The organism is Roseovarius ramblicola, assembly GCF_042430665.1.
Classification (GTDB): Bacteria; Pseudomonadota; Alphaproteobacteria; order Rhodobacterales; family Rhodobacteraceae; genus Roseovarius; species Roseovarius ramblicola.
Genome location: NZ_JBHMEC010000017.1, coordinates 174,143 through 193,295, shown reverse-complemented (window position 1 = coordinate 193,295; position 19,153 = coordinate 174,143). Strand labels below are relative to the sequence as shown.

The window sequence follows — 19,153 nt, the reverse complement described above, 5'->3', positions numbered from 1 at the left end:
CATGCTGAGCGTGGACAGCCTCACCCTGCACTATGGCGCCTCGCAGATCCTGCACGGCGTCAGCCTCACCGCCCGCCCCGGCGCAGTGACGGCGGTGATGGGCACCAACGGCGTCGGCAAGACCAGCCTGCTCAAGGCCATCGCCGGGCGGCATCCTTACACGGACGGGCGCATCACGCTCGACGGGCGCGAATTGCCCCGCCTCTCCGCCGCGCAAGCCGCGCAATCGGGCATCGCCTATGTCCCGCAGGGGCGCGAGATATTCCCCCTGCTCACCGTCACCGAGAACCTGCAAACCGGCTTTGCCTGCCTGCCGAAAAGCGTTCACACCATCCCGCCCCGCATCTATGAGCTGTTCCCGGTGCTGGAGCAGATGCGCGACCGGCGCGGCGGGGATCTGTCGGGCGGGCAGCAGCAGCAGCTTGCCATCGCCCGCGCCTTGATTGCCCGCCCCCGCGTGCTCCTGCTCGACGAGCCGACCGAGGGCATCCAGCCCAATATCATCAAGCAGATCGGCGCGGTGATCGGTCTTTTGCGCGACGAGGGCGAGATTGCCATCGTGCTGGTCGAGCAGTTCTTCGATTTCGCCTATGATCTGGCCGACGATCTGGTGGTGCTCAATCGCGGCGAGGTGCGGCTCTCGGAGCCTGCGGCCACGGTCGAACGCGAACGGCTGTTGCGCGAAGTGTCCATTTGATGGGCGATCTGCCTGCTATTTGGGCATATGAGCGTGGAGGAGTGTGGAGGGAATGCGAGTCCACGGCCCATCTCTGGCAGTCTCGCGCAAGGGCGGTAGCCTCGGGCCAAACACAGCAAGAGATCCCGCATGCCCGCCTGCCCCGCCCCCTCCCCGACACAGGAACGCAGCTTTGGCGCCGCGCATGTGACGCTGTTGCCCGGGCCGAATGGCGGGCGGCTTGATCGGTTGCACCAACAGGGATCGGCCAAGGCATTTCTGCATCCCGGTCCCTCCGGTCCCGAGATCGTGCTGCTCAACACCTCCGGCGGGCTGACGGGCGGCGACCTTCTGTCCTACCGGCTCGATCTGGCGGCGGGGTGTCGCGCCACCGGCACCACGCAGACCGCCGAGCGCGCCTATCGCAGCCCCGGTGAGGCGGCGCGGGTCACGGTGCATCACCGCGTCGCATCCGGCGCGCATCTCGACTGGCTGCCGCAGGAGACGATCCTTTTCGACGGCAGCCATCTGGACCGCGAAACCACCATCGACCTTGCGCAGGATGCCTCCTGCCTGATCCTCGAGTCGATTGTCCTTGGCCGCGCCGCCATGGGCGAGACCGTCACGCGCACCACCCTGCGCGACACCCGCCGCATCACCTGCGAGGGCAAGCCGGTGCTGATTGAGCCACTTCATCTCACCACTGAGGCCCTGACCGCTGGCCCCGCCATCCTGAACGGCGCGCGCGCCTTCGCCACGCTGGCGCTGGTGGCGCAGGGAGCCGAGGATGCCGCGCACCGCGTGCGGAATCTGCTGGATGAACCGGGCGTCACCGGCGGCGCTTCGGGCTTTGACGGCAAGCTGGTGATCCGCCTCATGGCCGGTGACGGCTGGCCCTTGCGCCGTCAGATCATGCGGCTGGTCAGCGCCCTGCGCCCCGGCCCCCTGCCCCGCGTCTGGCAGAACTAGGAGAGACACAGGATGAACCTCACCCCCCGTGAAAAGGACAAGCTGCTGGTCAGCCTCGCCGCCATGGTGGCGCGCGGCAGGCTCGCGCGCGGCGTCCGGCTCAACCACCCCGAGGCGGTGGCGCTGATCACCGATTTCGTGGTCGAGGGTGCGCGCGAGGGCCGCTCCGTGGCCGACCTGATGGAGGCGGGCGCGCATGTCATCACGTCCGAGCAATGCATGGAGGGCATCGCGCAGATGCTCCATTCCGTGCAGGTCGAGGCGACATTCCCCGACGGCACCAAGCTGGTGACCGTCCATAACCCACTACGCTAAAAGGATATTTCCAATGCGCTACATCCTCGCCGTTCTGCTGCTGACACCGTCGCTGGCCTTTGCGCACCTCGATCCTGCGGCGCATGGCTCTCTCGCTGCCGGGGCGACGCATCCGCTCTTCGGGGCTGATCATGTGCTTGCCATGCTGGCTGTCGGGCTGTGGGCCGCCGTGCTTTCGGGGCGCGCGATCTGGCTGTTGCCGGCGGGTTTCGTCGCGGCGATGGCGGTTGGATTCGGCGGCGCGCTGCTCGGGCTGACCCTCCCGGCGGTGGAGCCGCTGATCCTTGCCTCGGTGCTGATCCTCGGGCTGCTGGTGGCTCTCGCCGTGCGGCTGCCCGCGATTTGGGCTGTCGGTATCGTGTCGGTATTCGGTCTGTTTCACGGCGGTGCCCATGGGGCCGAAATCGGGGCGGCGGCGGCCTTGGACTATTTCGCGGGGTTTGCCGTCGCGACAATGGGTCTGCATCTTGCGGGCCTTGCTGGGGGGCTGCTCGTCATGCGGCTTGCCTCGCAAACCGTGGTGCGCGGGGGCGGCGGGCTGGTCGCGGCGCTTGGCGCGTGGCTTGTGGCCGCGGGATGAGGCATAGATCATGATCCCCGGAGACCTCTTTCCCGCCGATGGCGAGATCACCCTGAACGCGGGCGCGGAGGTCACGGTGCTGGAGGTCGCCAATACCGGCGACCGGCCCGTGCAGGTAGGCAGCCATTACCACTTCGCCGAGGCCAATGCCGGGCTGTCCTTCGACCGCGCCGCCGCGCGCGGGCAGAGGCTGGATATTCCAGCAGGCACAGCCGTGCGATTCGAGCCGGGGCAGAGGCGCGAGGTGCGGCTCATCCCCTATGGCGGCGCGCGTCGGGTGTTCGGGTTCAACGGGCAGGTGATGGGGGATTTGTGATGCGCGGGTTTGATCGCAAGTGCCTCTTGCGCGGAATCAAGGCGCGGCACGCGCCGCCGCGCAGCGCCCGACCGCCCGGACGGGCGGGCGCTCTTGCAACCTCGCGCCGCCGCGCGACCGTTGCAGTATTTGACTGCCATAAAGCGCATTCCACAACCGTCGCAGCGCCCCCCCGCGGGCGGGCCCTGCCCGGCGGCGCGCCTATGGCCAAGGGAGGTCTTTAATGCCCCATTCCATCCCCCGCGCCGACTATGCCGCCATGTACGGTCCCACCACGGGCGACCGGCTGCGGCTGGGCGATACCGATCTGATCATCGAGGTGGAGCGCGATCTGACCACCTATGGCGAAGAGGTGAAATTCGGCGGTGGCAAGGTGATCCGCGACGGCATGGGGCAGAGCCAGACCACCCGCGCGGGCGGGGCTGTGGACACGGTCATCACCAATGCGCTGATCGTCGATCATCAGGGCATCACCAAGGCCGATGTCGGCCTGCGCGACGGGCTGATCGCGGCCATCGGCAAGGCGGGCAACCCCGACACCCAATCCGGCGTCGATATCGTCATCGGGCCGGGGACCGAAGTGATCGCGGGCGAGGGCCGCATCCTTACCCCCGGCGGGTTCGACGCGCATATCCATTTCATCTGCCCGCAACAGATCGACGACGCGCTGCATTCCGGCATCACCACCATGCTGGGCGGCGGCACCGGGCCCGCGCATGGCACGCTGGCCACCACCTGCACGCCGGGGGCGTGGCATATCGGGCGGATGCTGCAATCGCTGGATGCCTTTCCGATGAATGTGGGCCTGTCGTGCAAGGGCAATGCGAGCCAACCGGAGGCGTTGGTCGAGATGGTCCATGCAGGCGCCTGCGCGATGAAGCTGCACGAGGATTGGGGGACAACACCCGGCGCGATTGATTGCTGCCTGAGCGTCGCCGACGACATGGATGTGCAGGTGATGATCCACACCGATACGCTGAATGAAAGCGGCTTTGTCGAGAACACCCTCGCCGCCATGAAGGGCCGCACGATCCACGCCTTTCACACCGAGGGCGCGGGTGGCGGGCATGCGCCTGACATCATGAAGGTGGTGGGATACGAGCATGTCCTGCCGTCCTCCACCAACCCGACCATGCCCTACACCGTCAACACGATCGAGGAACATCTCGACATGCTGATGGTCTGTCACCACCTCGACAAGGCGATCCCCGAGGATGTGGCCTTTGCCGAGAGCCGCATCCGCCGCGAGACGATTGCCGCAGAGGATATCCTGCACGACATGGGCGCGTTCTCGGTCATGGCCTCGGACAGTCAGGCGATGGGGCGCGTGGGCGAGGTGATCATCCGCACATGGCAGACCGCCTCGAAAATGCGCAAGCAGCGCGGGCGGCTGGCGGACGAGACCGGCGACAACGACAACGCCCGCGTCAAACGCTATATCGCGAAATACACCATCAACCCCGCCATCGTGCACGGGATGAGCGCGCATATCGGCAGCGTGGAGCCCGGCAAGCGCGCCGATCTGGTGCTGTGGAACCCGGCCTTTTTCGGCGCGAAACCCGAGATGGTGCTGATGGGTGGCACGATCGTGCTGGCGCAGATGGGCGACCCCAATGCCTCGATCCCGACGCCGCAGCCGGTCTATTCGCGGCCGATGTTCGGGGCCTATGGGCGGGCGGTCGAACGGTCCTCGGTGCTGTTCGTCAGCGAGGCCGCGCAGGCAGACGGGATCGGCGCGGCATTGGGTCTGGCCAAGGAGACGCTGGCGGTCTCGAATACCCGCACCATCACCAAGCGCGACATGATCCACAACAGCCTGACGCCGGAGGTCGAGGTCGATCCTGAAACCTACGAGGTGCGGGCAGATGGCGAATTGCTCACCTGCGAGCCTGCCTCTGAGCTGCCGCTCGCGCAACGCTATTTCCTGTTCTGAAGGCCATGCCATGACCGACCTGCCCGTTGCCCGCCACCTGCTGCCGAACGCCCCCGACGCGGTCGCCGATACGGTCGTGCTCGACTATGACGCCCGACTGATGCGGCGCAAGCGGCTGGTGGGCAAGGCCGGGCTGGCCTTTCTGGTCGATCTGGCGGAAGTGACCAATCTGGACGATCACTGGGGCTTCGCGCTCGACGATGGCCGGGCGGTGGCGGTAGAGGCTGCGCCGGAGGACTTGGTGGAGGTACGCGGCGACCTGGCGCGGCTGGCCTGGCATGTCGGCAACCGGCACACGCCGTGCCAGATCGGCGCGGATCATCTGTGCATCCGCCGCGATCATGTGATCGAGGCGATGCTGGCGCAACTGGGCGCGGATCTGACCCCCGTCACCGGCCCGTTCCGGCCCGAGGGCGGGGCCTATGGCAAGGGGCGCACAATGGGACATGATCATGGGGGGCATGATCACGGGGGGCACGATCATGGAGGCCACGACCACGGCCATACCCATCACAGCCACGCCTGATGCTCACGCCCGCGCATCTCACGCTCGTTCAATGGCTCTCCCCGGCCTTTCCGACCGGGGCGTTCGCCTATTCGCACGGGCTGGAGCATGAGATCGCGACGGAGGTGGTCACGGACGCGGCGAGCCTCGCGGCATGGCTGGAGAATATCCTGCGGTTTGGCGCGGGCTGGCAGGATGCGGTGCTGCTCAGCCACGCGCTCGACGGCGGGTGCGACGCTCTCGACGATCTGGCGCGCGCGCTCGCGCCCTGCGCCGAGCGGCTGCAAGAGGGGTTGGAACAGGGCGCCGCATTCGCCCGCACCGTCACCGGCATCACCGGGCACGCCCTGCCGCCGCGAATGCTGCCCGTGGCGGTGGGGGAGGCCGCCGCGCCGCTCGATCTGTCCAAACCGGACGCGATCGCGCTCTACCTGCAAGGCTTTGCCGGGAACCTCGTCACCATCGGTATCCGCCACGTACCGCTTGGTCAGACCGAGGGGCAAGCCGTCCTCTCACGCCTTGCGCCGCTGATCCATGATCTGGCAAGCCGCGCCGCCTGCGCGCCGCTCGACACGCTCGGCACCTGCGCGCTTGCGGGCGACCTCGCGGCCCTCCGACACGAAACCCAAGAGGTAAGGATTTTCAGGACATGAGCGACACCCCCATGAACGGCCCGCTGCGGGTGGGCATCGGTGGCCCGGTCGGGGCCGGCAAGACCACGCTGACCGAGGGGCTGGCGCGGGCATTGGCGCATCGCTGTTCGATGGCGGTGATCACCAACGACATCTATACCCGCGAGGATGCGGATTTCCTCATGCGCGCACAGGTCCTGCCCGCCGAGCGCATCCGTGGCGTGGAAACCGGCGGCTGCCCGCATACCGCGATCCGCGAGGATGCCTCGATCAACCTCGCCGCCGTGACCGACCTCAACACCGCGTTTCCCGATCTCGACCTGGTGCTGATCGAGTCTGGCGGCGACAACCTTGCCGCGACCTTCAGCCCGGAACTGGCCGATCTGACGATCTACGTGATCGACACCGCCGCCGGTCAGGATATCCCGCGCAAACGCGGCCCCGGTCTGACGAAATCCGACCTTCTGGTGGTCAACAAGACCGACCTCGCGCCGCATGTGGGCGTCGATCCGGTGCAGCTTGAGGCCGATACGGCACGCGCGCGGGGATCGCGGCCCTATGTGCTCGCCAATCTGCGCGACGGCGACGGTCTCGATCAGATCATTCGCTTCATTCAGGACGAGGGCGGATTGAGATCCGGCCCCGTGAAAGCGGTCGGGACGTCCGGCCCGCAAAGGCATGGGGCACCCCGGCGATCAGCATGAATCCCCGCGGCGCGCGCCCCGGTATGCGCGCTGCATGGATTTGTGCGAGTTGACGCTACGCCGTCGCCAGCATTTCATCTTGAGTGAACCGCAGCCTTCGTCCCGGCATCACGCCTTTTCGGGGAAAAACCACCCCGCGACCGGCATCAGCGCGCGCGTCACAACCGGCACCAGCACCAGGCCGGCGGTCAGCCCGATGATCCCGTCCAGCCCCGCGGTGACCCCCCAGGTCACGAAGCCGCTGGCCGCGCCGGCGGATTCGGCTGCCAGTTTCGCCGCATGCTTGATCTGCTCGTAGGGCAGATGCCAGCCGAGATCGTGCAGACCGTGCACCAGGATGCTGCCACCGACCCAGAGCATGGCAACCGTGCCCACCGTGGCGATAAACACCATGACCCCGGGCATCGACCTGACGATTCCGCGTCCGACTGCCCGGGTCACGGCGGCGCGTTCCTTCGCGCTCAACAGAAGCCCGAGATCATCGGCCTTCACCAGCAAGGCCACCGTCCCGTAGACCAATGTGGTGATCCCGATGGCGACCGCCGCCAGCGCCAATGCCTGAATCCAGACACTGGCAATGTCGATCTGCGAGAGCGAGATGGTCATGATCTCTGCCGACAGGATGAAATCGGTCTTGATCGCACCTTTCACCCGCTTCTGTTCGATATGTGCGGCATCGAGCGTCTGCGCCTGCTGCGGGCCGTGATCCTTGTGCGGCACGATCAGATGCCAGACCTTCTCGGCCCCCTCGAAGCATAAATAGGCCCCGCCGATCATCAGAAGCGGCGTCAGCATCCACGGCAGAAACGCCTGCAACAGCAGCGCCACAGGCAAGAGGATCACAAGCTTGTTGAAAAAGGATGCGCGTGCGATCTTCCAGACGATCGGCAATTCGCGCGCGGCAGGCAGCCCGGTCACGTATTTCGGGGTCACAGCCGCATCGTCGATCACGACACCCGCGGCCTTGCTGCCCGCCTTGCTGGCCTGAGCCGCGACATCGTCGAGCTGTGCCGCCGCCAATTTGGCAATCGCCGCCACGTCGTCGAAAAGGGCCAGCAGTCCGCTCATGAAATCAGTCCGCTCATGAAATTCCTTTTATCGGTTCGTCGCGGCCAAGGCCGCCTGCGTCCGGGACCGGACGCGCGCCTGCATGATGTCACGTCGACCAGCTTACCCATTCAAACTTTGACGTCCAGCCGCAAGCCGGATTATCGCCCTGTCGAATGAACCGGGCGCGAAATCCCTCATCGGATTTCTGGATGGAGCGTCATGCGTCTCGCGACCAAGAGGGACGCCTGCCCGTCGGCCCGACCGGAGCTTGCCCGGCAACGTCGGTCCCGATGGGAGCGGCGCAGACCATGCGGGCCCTCGTTCAGCGCGGGAAACCCGCCAACCGGCCAGGCTGAGGGTGAAAAGCGTGCGGGATGACTGTTTATTGAGCATCTTACAAAATTTTCGGGCATGCGAAGCGATGATTTCTGGTCTTTCCCGACCATCAGGTGCCTCATGTCGCTGGTGCATGGGAAGGACAGGCATGGAGACGACACCGATCTTCGACGAGATGTGGGGGAACGAGGAGCGGCCAAGGCCGCCGTATCAGCAGTTTCACACCTGGTTGGACGGCGAGGATCCGGGACGGTTGCGGGCCAAACAGCGCGAAGCGGAAGAACTCTTCCGCCTGACCGGCATCACCTTCAATGTCTACGGTCGCGCCGAAGCGGAAGAACGGCTGATCCCCTTCGACATCATCCCGCGCATCATTTCCGACCGCGAATGGTCCCGCGTGACCCGCGGCATCGAGCAGCGCGTGCGTGCGATCAACGCCTTCCTGCACGACATCTACCATGGCCAGGAAATCCTCAAGGCCGGGCGCATCCCGCAAGAGATGGTGAGCCGGAACGCGGCGTTCGAGCCGCGCATGATCGGCGTCTCGCCCCCGGGGGGAATCTATACCCATATCGTCGGCATCGACCTGGTGCGCACCGGCCCGGACGAGTTCTTTGTGCTCGAGGACAACGCGCGCACGCCCAGCGGGGTCAGCTACATGCTGGAGAACCGCGAGACCATGATGCAGATGTTCCCCGAGCTGTTCTCGCAGAACCGCGTGCGGGACGTGCAGAGCTATCCGGCCGACCTGCGCCGGTCCCTGTCCGACTGCGCCCCCGACGCGACCGAGGGAAAACCGGTCGTCGCCGTGCTGACGCCGGGTATCTACAATTCGGCCTATTACGAGCACGCCTTCCTTGCCGACCAGATGAGCGTGGAGCTGGTCGAGGGCCACGATCTGCGCGTGGTGGACGGGCGCGTGGCGATGCGCACGATCCACGGCTACACGCCCATCGACGTGCTCTATCGCCGGGTGGACGACGATTTTCTCGATCCGTTGAACTTCAACCCCGACAGCCGGCTCGGCGTGCCCGGGATCATGGATGTCTACCGCGCGGGCGGGATCACCATTGCCAATGCGCCCGGCACGGGGATCGCCGACGACAAGGCCATCTACAGCTACATGCCGGAGATCGTGGAGTTCTATACCGGCGAGCGCCCCTTGCTGAAGAACGTGCCGACCTGGCGGTGTTCCGACCCGGATCATCTGGCCTACGTGCTGGACAACCTCGAGGACCTGGTGGTCAAGGAGGTTCACGGCTCGGGCGGCTACGGCATGCTGATCGGACCCGCCGCCACCAAAAGGGATCTCGCGGCCTTCCGCCGCAAGCTGCGGGCACGCCCCGGGCACTACATCGCGCAGCCGACGCTGAGCCTGTCCACCGTGCCGATCTTCGGGCGGCAGGGGTTGAGCCCGCGGCATGTGGACCTGCGGCCCTTCGGACTGGTCAGCCCGGGGCGGATCAAGGTCACGTCCGGCGGCCTGACGCGGGTCGCGCTCAAGAAAGGCTCTCTGGTGGTGAATTCGAGCCAGGGCGGCGGCACCAAGGACACCTGGGTGCTGGAGGACTGACGCGATGCTCGGCAAGACCGCAAATGGCCTCTACTGGATGTATCGCTCGTTCGAGCGGGCCGAGAACACCGCGCGCCTGATCGAAACCGGTCAGCGCATCGCCCTCACCCGCCTCGACTCGGGACAGGAGGAATGGCGCTCGGTTCTGCAGTCGGCGGGCAGCCTGGGCCTGTTCGACGCGCACCGGGACGAGGTGACCAAGGATGCCGCCATCGACTGGCTGCTGCGCGACCGCGCCAACCCGTCATCTGTCCTCTCAGCGATCGAGGTCGCGCGGCAGAATGCCCGGCTCGTTCGCACGGCGCTGACCCATGAGGTCTGGGAAGCGACCAACGCCGCCTATATGAGCGCGCGCGAGATGCTGGCGCGCAAGGTCGCCGAGCGGGATTTGCCGGGGGTGCTGGGGGCCATGCGCCAACGTGCGGCGCTGGTTCGGGGGATGACCCATGGCACGATGCTGCGCAACGACATCTACAATTTCGCGCGGCTGGGGACCTTCATCGAACGGGCCGACAGCACCGCGCGCATCCTCGACGTCAAATACTATGTGCTGCTGCCCTCGGCCAGCGCGGTCGGAACCTCGCTGGACAACGTGCAATGGGAAACGATCCTGCGCTCGGTGTCCGCACGCGGCGGGTTTCGCATGGAATACGGTGCCGGTGCCGGCCCGCGCGAGATCGCGCAGTTCCTGATCCTCGACACGCGCATGCCCCGGTCGCTGGCCTTCTGCGTCGGCAAGCTGCGCGACAACCTGCGCTACCTGCAGAACGGGATGATGCACCCGGGCCCGGCCCAGATGAAGGCCCTGCACATCGAGCGGACCTACCTGAGCCACGACATCGACGCGGTCTTCGATTTCGGCCTGCACGAATACATCCAGAGTGTCCTGTCGCTGCTGACCGAGCTGTCGGGGCAGATCGAAACCGATTTCCGGTTCTACGAGTAGACCATGCGCCTGATCATTCGCCACGAGACCACATATCACTTCGAGACCCCGGTGAAATACGGGCTGCAGCAGCTCCGCAAGACGCCGAAATCCTCGCATCAGCAAACGGTTCTGTCCTGGCGCACGCATGTGACCGGCGGCCGGCGCGAGTTGAGCTACGAGGATGAGCACAACAACACTGTCGAGCTGATCAGCTATGCCCGCGACGCGCAGCACCTGGTCCTTGTCAGCGAGGGCGAGGTCGAGCTGAGCGTCAATGACGGGATCGTCGGGCGGCATCGCGGCACCGCGCCGCTGTGGCTGTATCAGCAGGGCACGGCGCGCACGAAGGCGGGCGAAGGCGTCCGGAGCATCCTGCGCGACACGCCAGGTTCCGGGTCGCTGGACCAGTTGCACGCGCTTGCGGCTGTCATCCGGGCCAGGGTTGCCTTTCAGGTCGGTGCCTCGGAGCCGGACTGGGGCGCGGAAGAGGCGATCACCAAGGGTCAGGGGGTCTGCCAGGATCACGCGCACATCTTTCTGAGCTGCGCGCGCGAGCTGGGGTATCCGGCCCGCTACGTTTCGGGCTACCTGATGCTGAATGATCGCACCGCTCAGGAGGCAATGCATGCCTGGGCCGAGGCCCATGTCGAAGGCCTGGGCTGGGTCGGATTCGACGTGTCCAACGGCATTTCCCCTGATACACGCTACGTGCGCGTGGCAACGGGGCGCGACTATTCCGAGGCCGCCCCGGTCTCGGGCACGCGCGTGGGCGGCACGGGCGAGACCCTGTCGGTCGCGATAGACGTGGTTCAGCAGTAGGAACACCCGGATGACGTATTGCGTAGGGATGATGCTCGACCGCGGCCTCGTCTTCATGTCCGACACCCGAACGAATGCCGGGCTCGACAACATCTCGACCTTTCGCAAGATGGCGATATGGGAAAGCCCCGGCGACCGGTCGATCACCCTGATGTCGGCCGGAAACCTCGCGACCACGCAGGCGGTCGTGAGCCTGCTGGACGAGCGCAGCAAGTCGCCCGAGGACCGCGTACCATCGCTGCTCGGGGTCGCGTCGATGTTTCAGGCGGCGCGGATGGTGGCCGAAACCCTGCGCGAGGTGATCGCGTGCCACGCCGATGTCGGCCAACGCGCCGACAGCGCCTTCAATGCCACCCTTGTCCTCGGGGGGCAGGTCAGGGGCGGGCCGCATCGGCTGTTCCTGATCTACCCCGAGGGCAATTTCATCGAAGCGGACAAGGACACGCCGTTCTTCCAGATCGGGGAAACCAAGTATGGCCGCCCGATCCTGGTACGGGCCCACGATCCGGCCATGAGTTTCGAGGCGGCGATGAAGCTTTTGCTGGTCAGCTTCGATTCCACGCTCAAGGCCAACCTGACCGTCGGCGCACCTTTCGATTTCCATTGCTACGACAAGGACAGCCTGATGACCGGCCAGACCGGGCGCATCGCAAGCGATGATCCCTATTTCGGGTCGGTTTCGCAGGGGTGGGGCAAAGCCCTGCGCGAGGCCCTCGACATGCTGCCGGACTTCGTCCTGGACACCTACGCGGAAGGCGTGCAAGGCCGATACCTTCGGGGCTGACCTGCTCTCCGACCAGGGGCCGACGATGACGCGAAGCCATGTCCGTGCCGGTCGCAACTTTGATCCCGGTCGTTGGGACAGACCCTCCCGAACGTGCCGGTGTTCTTCGCGTTGCGGGACGGTACCGTCTCGGTCTGCCGGACCGGATCGCCATTCCCGACCGCCGGCCTAGAGTGTGTCGCGTTCATCTGCATTCACGCGGCACACTCTGAATTATTGATTTCGCATGTTCGAGAAGCTCAAAACCGGTTCCCGTTTTTGAGCAACATGCTTTAGTCGCAATCCCGGTAATCTGACGCCATGCAGCGTGCTGCGCGCCGCCGGGCGTCGGCCTTGGCATCGGCGCTCATCCGTCCCGCGGCAAGGCCGCGGCTTTTGCGGGCATCGGGGTGCCCATTCTCGGCAGCGATACCGAACCACATATGCGCAGCGACGTCGTCCTGCTGCACGCCTTTGCCAGACTCGTAGGCCAGCCCGAGGTTGTACTGTGCGAATGCGTTGCCCTGCCGGGCGGCCAGACGATACCACTTTGCCGCCTCGGCGTCGTCGCGCGCCACACCGGCGCCCCTGGCGTACATGATCCCGAGGTTGTTCTGCGCCGACGCATTGCCCTCTCGCGCAGCCACGCGGTACCATTTCACCGCCTCGGCATCGTCCTGCGCCACGCCGTGGCCGTTGGCATACATGATCCCGAGGTTTTGCTGCGCCGGCGCAATGCCCTGTTCGGCGGCGCGGCGATACCATTTCACCGCCTCGGCATCGTCCCGCTCCACGCCCTCGCCCCTGTCGTAAGCGACCCCGAGGTTATACTGCGCGTCCGCGTCTCCCTGCCCGGCGGCGAGGCGATACCATTTCGCCGCCTCGGCATCGTCCCGCTCCACGCCGTGGCCCTTGTCATACATGACCCCGAGGTTGTACTGCGCCTCCGCGGCCCCCTGTTCGGCGGCCCGGCGATACCACTTTGCCGCCTCGGCATCGTCCTGCGCCACACCTGCGCCGGTGTCGTACATGACACCAAGCTTGTATTGCGCATCCGGGTTACCCTTGGCCGCGGCCATGCGATACCATTTCGCCGCCTCGGCATCGTCCCGCTCCACGCCCTCGCCATTGTCATACATGACCCCGAGGTTATACTGCGCGTCCACGTCTCCCTGCCCGGCGGCCAGGCGATACCACTTTGCCGCCTCGGCATCGTCCTGCGCCACGCCGTAGCCTTTGTCATACATGAGACCGAGGTTGTACTGCGCCTCCGAATCTCCCTGTTCGGCGGCCAAGCGGTACCATCTCACCGCCTCGGCATCGTCCTGCATCACACCTTCGCCGGTATCGTACATGACCCCGAGGTTGTTCTGCGCCGCGGCGTTGCCCTGTTCGGCAGCCCGGCGATACCATTTCACCGCCTCGGCATCGTCCCGCGCCACGCCCTCGCCATTGTCGTACATGACCCCGAGGTTGCCCTGCGCCGAGGCATTGCCCTGCTCGGCGGCCCGACGATACCATTTCGCGGCCTCGGCATTGTCCCGCGCCACGCCCAGGCCGTTGTCGTACATGACCCCGAGGTTGTACTGAACGACCGGGTTGCCCCGCTCGGCAAGCGGTTTCCATTCGCGCAGAGCCGTGGCGTAGTCACCCTCTCTTGCGGCCTCCAGCCCGGCATCAAAATCCTGTGCAGTGCTGAGAGTGGGTGCGAGCATCATCGCCAGAATGGCGCAGCGCAAGAGTCCGATCATAAGCTTTCCCCTGAAATTGGCAGCGGTGCCAATCTAGACCGCTTTCGGATGCATTTCCACCGCGTGCGTGTGCCTCGGCACATGAAATCTGACCCCATCCGCGCACCCGCATCGCTGGCGGAGACCGCGACACTTCACGAAAATGTCGGCTGGAAATCCGGCCCGTCGTGGTATTTGATTGCGCGCGGAGCTTTCTTGGGAGGGAGGGCCCGGAACATCGTCGAGTATTCACACGATCCGCTGCTGGTCATCGCCTCGCTCGCCGTCGCACTGATGGCGGGGTTCACCGGGCTGACGCTGACGCGCGGGGCCTCGGGGCTGCCCGCGGGGCGGCGGCAGGTGGTGGTCGCGATGTCGGCCTTCGCACTCGGCGGCGGCATCTGGTCGATGCATTTCGTGGCAATGCTCGGGCTCGAACTGCCGATCCTGTTCTATTACGACGCGCTGACCACCATGATCTCGGCACTGATCGCGATCCTGATCGTCGGGGTGGCGCTGCTGCTGATGCATTTCGGGCGGCGCACGCGGTCGCGCATCGTGATGGCGGGCGTGCTGGTGGGGCTGGGCATTCCGGCGATGCACTACACCGGCATGTCGGGGATGGAGCTGTGCCGCCCGGTCTATTCGGCAAGCGGGGTCGCCGCGGCGGTGGGGCTGTCGGTGGCGCTGGCGGTGGCCGCGTTCTGGATGGCCTATGTGCGCCGCGACACCCGCAGCATCGTGTTCGGCACGCTGGGCTTTGGCGTGGCGGTCTTCGCGGTGCATTTCACGGCGATGGCAGGCACGCAGTTCACCATCGTCCAGCAGGCGGGCGCGGACGGGCCGCGCATCGGCAACGACACGCTCGCCTTCGGCGTCACGCTGGCCGCGTTCCTCATTTCGGGCGCATTCCTCATGACCGGGGCGACCGTCGCCGCGCACGAGGACGGGCACCCGGGTGCCAACACACCGGTCCCCGCCACCGGGACGGATGTGTCCGAATCCGTGCCCGCCACCGGCGAGGTCCGCATCCCCTACGAGAAGGACGGACGCATCCATTTCGTCGAGGCGCGGATGGTGGCGGCGATCCGGGCAGAGGGTCATTACACCGTGGTCTATTTCGGCGCGCAGCGCGCCCTCTCGCCGTGGTCGATGTCCGAGACCGAGCGGCGGCTGCCGGATACGGGCATGATCCGCACCCATCGCAGCTATTTCGTGAACCCGGTGCACGTCTCGGGCTTCGAACGCAAGAAGGACACCGGCGTGGTGTTCTTCGAGGGCGGCGGGGCCATCGCCAAGGCACCGGTCAGCCGCTCGCGCCTGTCGGAGGTGCGCGCCCTCTTCGGGGTCTGAGCGGGGCGGGCCGCGATCTTCTGCGGGTGCAAACGCCGTTCGTGCGCCACCGTCGCATTTGGTGAAGCGGAGCGCGACATCCGTGCACAGGCGCTCGCCTTCGCGTCCCATCAGGGCCGAGCCTGTCCGGCAAAGGCCGACACGGCCGCGTCAGGGAGCACAAAATGATACCTTCAGCATTCGAGTATCACCGACCGCCCAGTGTGGCGGAGGCGATACGGATCGTAGCCGAGCATGGCGACGATGCGCGCGTCATCGCCGGTGGTCACAGCCTCATCCCGATGATGAAGCTGCGCATGGCCCATCTCGATCACCTCGTCGATCTGCAGGACGTGGCCGAGCTCAGGGAGATCGGCATCGCGGACGGCACCGTCCGGATCGGCGCAATGGTCACGCAGCACGAGCTGATCACCCACGCGGGGCTGGCGCAGGCCGCGCCGATCCTGCGCGAGGCCGCGCTGCAGATCGCCGACCCGCAGGTGCGCTACATGGGCACGATCGGCGGCAACCTCGCCAATGGCGATCCGGGCAACGACATGCCGGGGCTGATGCAGTGCCTCGATGCGCGTTTTACCCTGGAGGGGCCGGACGGCAGCCGCGAGGTCGCCGCGCGCGATTTCTACGAGGCCGCCTATATGACCGGCCGCGCGGACGAGGAGATCCTCACGCGCATCATCCTTGCCGCCCCGACCGGCGGCTACGCCTACGAAAAGCAGAAGCGCAAGATCGGCGATTACGCCACTGCCGCGGCGGCGGTGCTGATCGACGCGAGAGGCGGGCGGGTGAGCAGCGCCTCGGTGGCAATGACCAACCTCAGCGACGTGCCCGTCTGGTCCGAGGCTGCCGCCGGCGCGCTGGTCGGAACGGCCTGCGACGCGGCCGCCTGCGACGCGGCGGTGGCGGCGATGAGCGCCGACATCGACCCGCAGGAGGATTCCCGCGGACCGATCGAATTCAAGCGCCACGTAGCCGGCACGATCCTGCGCCGCGCCATCGCGCGGGCATGGGCGCGCGCCTGAGGGAGGACAACATGAGCGACAAGATGCACATAAAACTCACCGTGAACGGCGCGCCGCGCGAGGTGCTGGCGGAGCCGCGCGAGTTGCTGATCCACGTGCTGCGCGAGCGGCTCGGGCTCACCGGCCCCCATATCGGCTGCGAGACCACCCATTGCGGCGTCTGCACCGTGGACATGAACGGCAAATCGGTGAAATCCTGCACCGTCTTCGCCGCGCAGGCCGACGGTGCCGAGATCACCACCATCGAGGGGCTCGGCACGCCGGACGACCTGCACGTACTGCAACGCATGTTCCACGAGCATCACGGGCTGCAATGCGGCTTTTGCACGCCGGGGATGATCACCCGCGCGCACCGCCTGCTGCAGGAGAACCCGGACCCGACCGAGGAAGAGGTGCGCTTTGGCATGTCCGGCAATCTGTGCCGCTGCACGGGATATCAGAACATCGTCCGCGCCATCCTTGCGGCGGCGGCGGAAATGAACGCAGCCAGGGAGGCGGCACAATGAACGACATGACCCCGGAGGACCGCGAGGAACGCCGCGGCAAGCTCAAGGGCCTCGGCCATGCGCGGCGGCGCGTGGAGGATGCCCGCTTCACCCAGGGCAAGGGCAATTACATCGACGACATCAACCTGCCGGGCATGCTGTTCGGCGATTTCGTCCGCTCGCCCCATGCCCATGCCCGGATCACGTCCATCGACGCCTCCGCCGCGCTGGCATTGCCCGGCGTGGTGGCGGTGCTGACGGCGGACGATCTGCGCCCGCTCGACCTGCACTGGATGCCGACGCTTGCCGGCGACAAGCAGATGGTGCTGGCCGACGGCAAGGTGCTCTTTCAGGGGCAGGAGGTGGCATTTGTCGTCGCGCGCGACCGCTACGTGGCCGCCGATGCGGTGGACCTCGTCGAGGTCGAGTACGAGGAGCTGCCGGTCATCACCGACCCGTTCGAGTCGCTGCAAAGCGACGTGGTGCTGCGCGAGGATCTCGACCCCGAGGCACCCGGATCCCACGGCCCCCGCCGCCATCACAACCACATCTTCCTGTGGGAGGAAGGCGACAAGGCGGCCACCGAGCAGGCGATCGAAAGCTCGGAGGTGGTGGCCGAGGAGATGATCTATTACCACCGCACCCATCCCTGCCCGCTCGAAACCTGCGGCAGCATCGCCTCGATGGACAAGGTCAACGGCAAGCTCACGCTCTGGGGCACGTTCCAGGCACCGCATGTGGTGCGCACCGTGGCCTCGATCCTGTCGGGCATCGAAGAGCACAACATCCGCGTGATCTCGCCCGATATCGGCGGCGGCTTCGGCAACAAGGTGGGGGTCTACCCCGGCTATGTCTGCTCGATCGTCGCCTCGATCGTCACCGGCAGCCCGGTGAAATGGGTCGAGGACCGGATGGACAACCTGATGGCCACGGCGTTTGCCCGCGACTACTGGATGAAAGGCCGGATCAGCGCCACCAGGGAGGGCCGCATCACCGGCCTGCACTGCCACGTCACCGCCGATCACGGCGCGTTCGACGCCTGCGCCGATCCGACGAAGTTTCCCGCCGGGTTCTTCCACATCTGCACCGGCAGCTACGACATCCCGGTGGCCTATGTCGCCGTGGACGGCGCCTATACCAACAAGGCACCGGGCGGCGTGGCCTATCGCTGTTCCTTCCGCGTGACCGAGGCCGCCTACATGATCGAACGGATGATCGAGGTGCTGGCCATCGAGCTGGGCATGGATGCGGCGGAGTTGCGGGCGAAGAACTTTATCCGCAAGGACCAGTTTCCATATCAGTCGGCATTGGGCTGGGAATACGATTCGGGCGATTATCACACCGCGTGGGAGATGGCGCTGAAGGCGGTGGATTACCAGGGCCTGCGCCGCGAACAGGCCGCGCGGGTCGAGGCGTTCAGGCGCGGCGAGACTCGCAAGCTACTGGGTATCGGCCTCACCCATTTCACCGAGATCGTGGGCGCAGGGCCGGTCAAGAACTGCGACATCCTCGGCATGGGCATGTTCGATTCCTGCGAGATCCGCATCCACCCGACCGGGTCGGCCATCGTGCGGCTGGGGACGATCAGCCAGGGCCAGGGACACGCGACGACCTTTGCGCAGATCCTCGCCTCGGAGATCGGTATCCCCTCGGATTCCATCACCGTGGAGGAAGGCGACACCGACACCGCGCCCTATGGCCTCGGCACCTATGGCTCGCGCTCCACCCCTGTGGCGGGAGCGGCGGCGGCGATGGCCGGGCGCAAGATCCGCGCAAAGGCGCAGATGATCGCGGCCTACCTGCTCGAGGTGCACGAGGACGATCTGGAATGGGACGTGGACCGCTTTGCCGTCAAGGGCGCGCCGGAACGGTTCAAGACCATGGCCGAGATCGCCTTTGCCTCCTATAACCAGGCGATCCCCGGCGTCGAGCCGGGGCTCGAGGCGGTCAGCTACTACGACCCGCCCAACATGACCTATCCGTTCGGGGCCTATATCTGCGTGATGGAGATCGACGTCGATACCGGCGAGCACGAGATCCGGCAATTCTACGCGCTCGACGATTGCGGCACGCGGATCAACCCGATGGTGATCGAGGGGCAGGTGCATGGCGGGCTGACCGAGGCGCTCGCCATCGCGATGGGGCAGGAGATCGCCTATGACGATCTCGGCAACATCAAGACGGCCACGCTGATGGACTTCTTCATGCCCACGAGCTGGGAGACGCCAACCTACACCACCGCCTTCACCGAAACCCCGAGCCCGCACCATCCGATCGGGGCCAAGGGTGTCGGCGAGAGCCCGAACGTGGGCGGGGTGCCGGCCTTCTCCAACGCGGTGCACGACGCCTTCCGCGCCTTCGGGCTGCGCCACAGCCACATGCCGCACGATCACTGGCGCATCTGGAAGGTGGCCCACGAGCTGGGCCTGCACGGATGATCGCAGTGGCTGACGGACCCGCGCCCAAC

At 66.3% G+C, this 19,153-nt stretch carries 19 protein-coding genes; 17 read left to right on the top strand and 2 right to left on the bottom strand.

Features of this window, described 5'->3' with window-relative positions; genetic code table 11:
* The first annotated feature begins 1 nt into the window (after window position 1).
* From urtE to ureG, 9 genes are all read left to right on the top strand, one after another.
* Window positions 2–697 carry an urea ABC transporter ATP-binding subunit UrtE gene (gene urtE, locus ACFFU4_RS11575; RefSeq protein WP_377069927.1) on the top strand — a complete coding sequence of 232 codons (696 nt, stop codon included), beginning with the start codon at window positions 2–4 and terminating at the stop codon, window positions 695–697.
* 129 nt (window positions 698–826) lie between these two features.
* Window positions 827–1,645: an urease accessory protein UreD gene (locus ACFFU4_RS11570; protein ID WP_377069926.1), complete on the top strand. Its 819-nt coding sequence runs from the start codon at window positions 827–829 to the stop codon at window positions 1,643–1,645.
* 12 nt (window positions 1,646–1,657) lie between these two features.
* Window positions 1,658–1,960, top strand: a complete 303-nt coding sequence (locus ACFFU4_RS11565) for an urease subunit gamma (protein ID WP_377069925.1) — start codon at window positions 1,658–1,660, stop codon at window positions 1,958–1,960.
* A 13-nt stretch (window positions 1,961–1,973) separates the two neighbouring features.
* On the top strand, window positions 1,974–2,540 hold the full coding sequence (locus ACFFU4_RS11560; protein WP_377069924.1) for a HupE/UreJ family protein: 567 nt from the start codon (window positions 1,974–1,976) through the stop codon (window positions 2,538–2,540).
* A 10-nt stretch (window positions 2,541–2,550) separates the two neighbouring features.
* A complete protein-coding gene (locus tag ACFFU4_RS11555) occupies window positions 2,551–2,856 on the top strand; it encodes an urease subunit beta (RefSeq protein ID WP_377069923.1) in 306 nt (101 codons plus the stop codon).
* 223 nt (window positions 2,857–3,079) lie between these two features.
* Window positions 3,080–4,789: an urease subunit alpha gene (gene ureC, locus ACFFU4_RS11550; protein ID WP_377069922.1), complete on the top strand. Its 1,710-nt coding sequence runs from the start codon at window positions 3,080–3,082 to the stop codon at window positions 4,787–4,789.
* Between the two features lie 10 nt (window positions 4,790–4,799).
* Window positions 4,800–5,315, top strand: coding sequence for an urease accessory protein UreE (locus tag ACFFU4_RS11545; protein WP_377069921.1), 516 nt, complete (start codon window positions 4,800–4,802; stop codon window positions 5,313–5,315).
* On the top strand, window positions 5,315–5,947 hold the full coding sequence (locus tag ACFFU4_RS11540) for an urease accessory protein UreF (RefSeq protein WP_377069920.1): 633 nt from the start codon (window positions 5,315–5,317) through the stop codon (window positions 5,945–5,947). Before ACFFU4_RS11545 ends, ACFFU4_RS11540 begins: the two co-directional genes overlap by 1 nt.
* Complete coding sequence (ureG, locus tag ACFFU4_RS11535; protein ID WP_377069919.1) at window positions 5,944–6,630, top strand: urease accessory protein UreG; 687 nt, start codon at window positions 5,944–5,946, stop codon at window positions 6,628–6,630. The genes ACFFU4_RS11540 and ureG overlap by 4 nt, the downstream gene beginning before the upstream one ends.
* A 108-nt stretch (window positions 6,631–6,738) precedes the next feature.
* On the opposite strand, the gene ACFFU4_RS11530 is transcribed toward ureG, so the two are convergent.
* Window positions 6,739–7,698: a DUF808 domain-containing protein gene (locus tag ACFFU4_RS11530; protein WP_377069918.1), complete on the bottom strand. Its 960-nt coding sequence runs from the start codon at window positions 7,696–7,698 to the stop codon at window positions 6,739–6,741.
* A gap of 466 nt (window positions 7,699–8,164) precedes the next feature.
* On the opposite strand from ACFFU4_RS11530, the gene ACFFU4_RS11525 reads away from it, so the two are divergent.
* From ACFFU4_RS11525 to ACFFU4_RS11510, 4 genes are read left to right on the top strand one after another with little or no spacing between them, the layout of a single operon-like run.
* On the top strand, window positions 8,165–9,589 hold the full coding sequence (locus ACFFU4_RS11525; protein WP_377069917.1) for a circularly permuted type 2 ATP-grasp protein: 1,425 nt from the start codon (window positions 8,165–8,167) through the stop codon (window positions 9,587–9,589).
* 4 nt (window positions 9,590–9,593) lie between these two features.
* Window positions 9,594–10,535 carry an alpha-E domain-containing protein gene (locus ACFFU4_RS11520; RefSeq protein WP_377069916.1) on the top strand — a complete coding sequence of 314 codons (942 nt, stop codon included), beginning with the start codon at window positions 9,594–9,596 and terminating at the stop codon, window positions 10,533–10,535.
* A 3-nt stretch (window positions 10,536–10,538) separates the two neighbouring features.
* Window positions 10,539–11,336: a transglutaminase family protein gene (locus ACFFU4_RS11515; RefSeq protein WP_377069915.1), complete on the top strand. Its 798-nt coding sequence runs from the start codon at window positions 10,539–10,541 to the stop codon at window positions 11,334–11,336.
* Between the two features lie 10 nt (window positions 11,337–11,346).
* A complete protein-coding gene (locus ACFFU4_RS11510; protein WP_377069914.1) occupies window positions 11,347–12,120 on the top strand; it encodes a proteasome-type protease in 774 nt (257 codons plus the stop codon).
* 272 nt (window positions 12,121–12,392) lie between these two features.
* Here ACFFU4_RS11510 and ACFFU4_RS11505 read toward each other — a convergent pair whose 3' ends face one another.
* Window positions 12,393–13,850, bottom strand: coding sequence for a tetratricopeptide repeat protein (locus tag ACFFU4_RS11505; RefSeq protein ID WP_377069913.1), 1,458 nt, complete (start codon window positions 13,848–13,850; stop codon window positions 12,393–12,395).
* A 195-nt stretch (window positions 13,851–14,045) separates the two neighbouring features.
* On the opposite strand from ACFFU4_RS11505, the gene ACFFU4_RS11500 reads away from it, so the two are divergent.
* The 4 genes from ACFFU4_RS11500 to ACFFU4_RS11485 all read left to right on the top strand — a co-directional run bounded on the left by ACFFU4_RS11500 (window position 14,046) and on the right by ACFFU4_RS11485 (window position 19,124).
* Complete coding sequence (locus ACFFU4_RS11500; RefSeq protein ID WP_377069912.1) at window positions 14,046–15,182, top strand: MHYT domain-containing protein; 1,137 nt, start codon at window positions 14,046–14,048, stop codon at window positions 15,180–15,182.
* Between the two features lie 164 nt (window positions 15,183–15,346).
* On the top strand, window positions 15,347–16,201 hold the full coding sequence (locus tag ACFFU4_RS11495) for an FAD binding domain-containing protein (protein WP_377069911.1): 855 nt from the start codon (window positions 15,347–15,349) through the stop codon (window positions 16,199–16,201).
* Between the two features lie 11 nt (window positions 16,202–16,212).
* Window positions 16,213–16,707 carry a (2Fe-2S)-binding protein gene (locus ACFFU4_RS11490; RefSeq protein WP_377069910.1) on the top strand — a complete coding sequence of 165 codons (495 nt, stop codon included), beginning with the start codon at window positions 16,213–16,215 and terminating at the stop codon, window positions 16,705–16,707.
* Window positions 16,704–19,124, top strand: coding sequence for an aerobic carbon-monoxide dehydrogenase large subunit (locus ACFFU4_RS11485; protein WP_377069909.1), 2,421 nt, complete (start codon window positions 16,704–16,706; stop codon window positions 19,122–19,124). Before ACFFU4_RS11490 ends, ACFFU4_RS11485 begins: the two co-directional genes overlap by 4 nt.
* Window positions 19,125–19,153: the final 29 nt, after the last annotated feature.

Bases quoted from the DNA above. Each gene is read 5' to 3' on its own strand.
- urtE (WP_377069927.1), top strand. From the start codon at position 2: ATGCTGAGCGTGGACAGCCTCACCCTGCACTATGGCGCCTCGCAGATC.
- ACFFU4_RS11570 (WP_377069926.1), top strand. From the start codon at position 827: ATGCCCGCCTGCCCCGCCCCCTCCCCGACACAGGAACGCAGCTTTGGC.
- ACFFU4_RS11565 (WP_377069925.1), top strand. From the start codon at position 1,658: ATGAACCTCACCCCCCGTGAAAAGGACAAGCTGCTGGTCAGCCTCGCC.
- ACFFU4_RS11560 (WP_377069924.1), top strand. From the start codon at position 1,974: ATGCGCTACATCCTCGCCGTTCTGCTGCTGACACCGTCGCTGGCCTTT.
- ACFFU4_RS11555 (WP_377069923.1), top strand. From the start codon at position 2,551: ATGATCCCCGGAGACCTCTTTCCCGCCGATGGCGAGATCACCCTGAAC.
- ureC (WP_377069922.1), top strand. From the start codon at position 3,080: ATGCCCCATTCCATCCCCCGCGCCGACTATGCCGCCATGTACGGTCCC.
- ACFFU4_RS11545 (WP_377069921.1), top strand. From the start codon at position 4,800: ATGACCGACCTGCCCGTTGCCCGCCACCTGCTGCCGAACGCCCCCGAC.
- ACFFU4_RS11540 (WP_377069920.1), top strand. From the start codon at position 5,315: ATGCTCACGCCCGCGCATCTCACGCTCGTTCAATGGCTCTCCCCGGCC.
- ureG (WP_377069919.1), top strand. From the start codon at position 5,944: ATGAGCGACACCCCCATGAACGGCCCGCTGCGGGTGGGCATCGGTGGC.
- ACFFU4_RS11530 (WP_377069918.1), bottom strand. From the start codon at position 7,698: ATGAGCGGACTGCTGGCCCTTTTCGACGACGTGGCGGCGATTGCCAAA.
- ACFFU4_RS11525 (WP_377069917.1), top strand. From the start codon at position 8,165: ATGGAGACGACACCGATCTTCGACGAGATGTGGGGGAACGAGGAGCGG.
- ACFFU4_RS11520 (WP_377069916.1), top strand. From the start codon at position 9,594: ATGCTCGGCAAGACCGCAAATGGCCTCTACTGGATGTATCGCTCGTTC.
- ACFFU4_RS11515 (WP_377069915.1), top strand. From the start codon at position 10,539: ATGCGCCTGATCATTCGCCACGAGACCACATATCACTTCGAGACCCCG.
- ACFFU4_RS11510 (WP_377069914.1), top strand. From the start codon at position 11,347: ATGACGTATTGCGTAGGGATGATGCTCGACCGCGGCCTCGTCTTCATG.
- ACFFU4_RS11505 (WP_377069913.1), bottom strand. From the start codon at position 13,850: ATGATCGGACTCTTGCGCTGCGCCATTCTGGCGATGATGCTCGCACCC.
- ACFFU4_RS11495 (WP_377069911.1), top strand. From the start codon at position 15,347: ATGATACCTTCAGCATTCGAGTATCACCGACCGCCCAGTGTGGCGGAG.
- ACFFU4_RS11490 (WP_377069910.1), top strand. From the start codon at position 16,213: ATGAGCGACAAGATGCACATAAAACTCACCGTGAACGGCGCGCCGCGC.
- ACFFU4_RS11485 (WP_377069909.1), top strand. From the start codon at position 16,704: ATGAACGACATGACCCCGGAGGACCGCGAGGAACGCCGCGGCAAGCTC.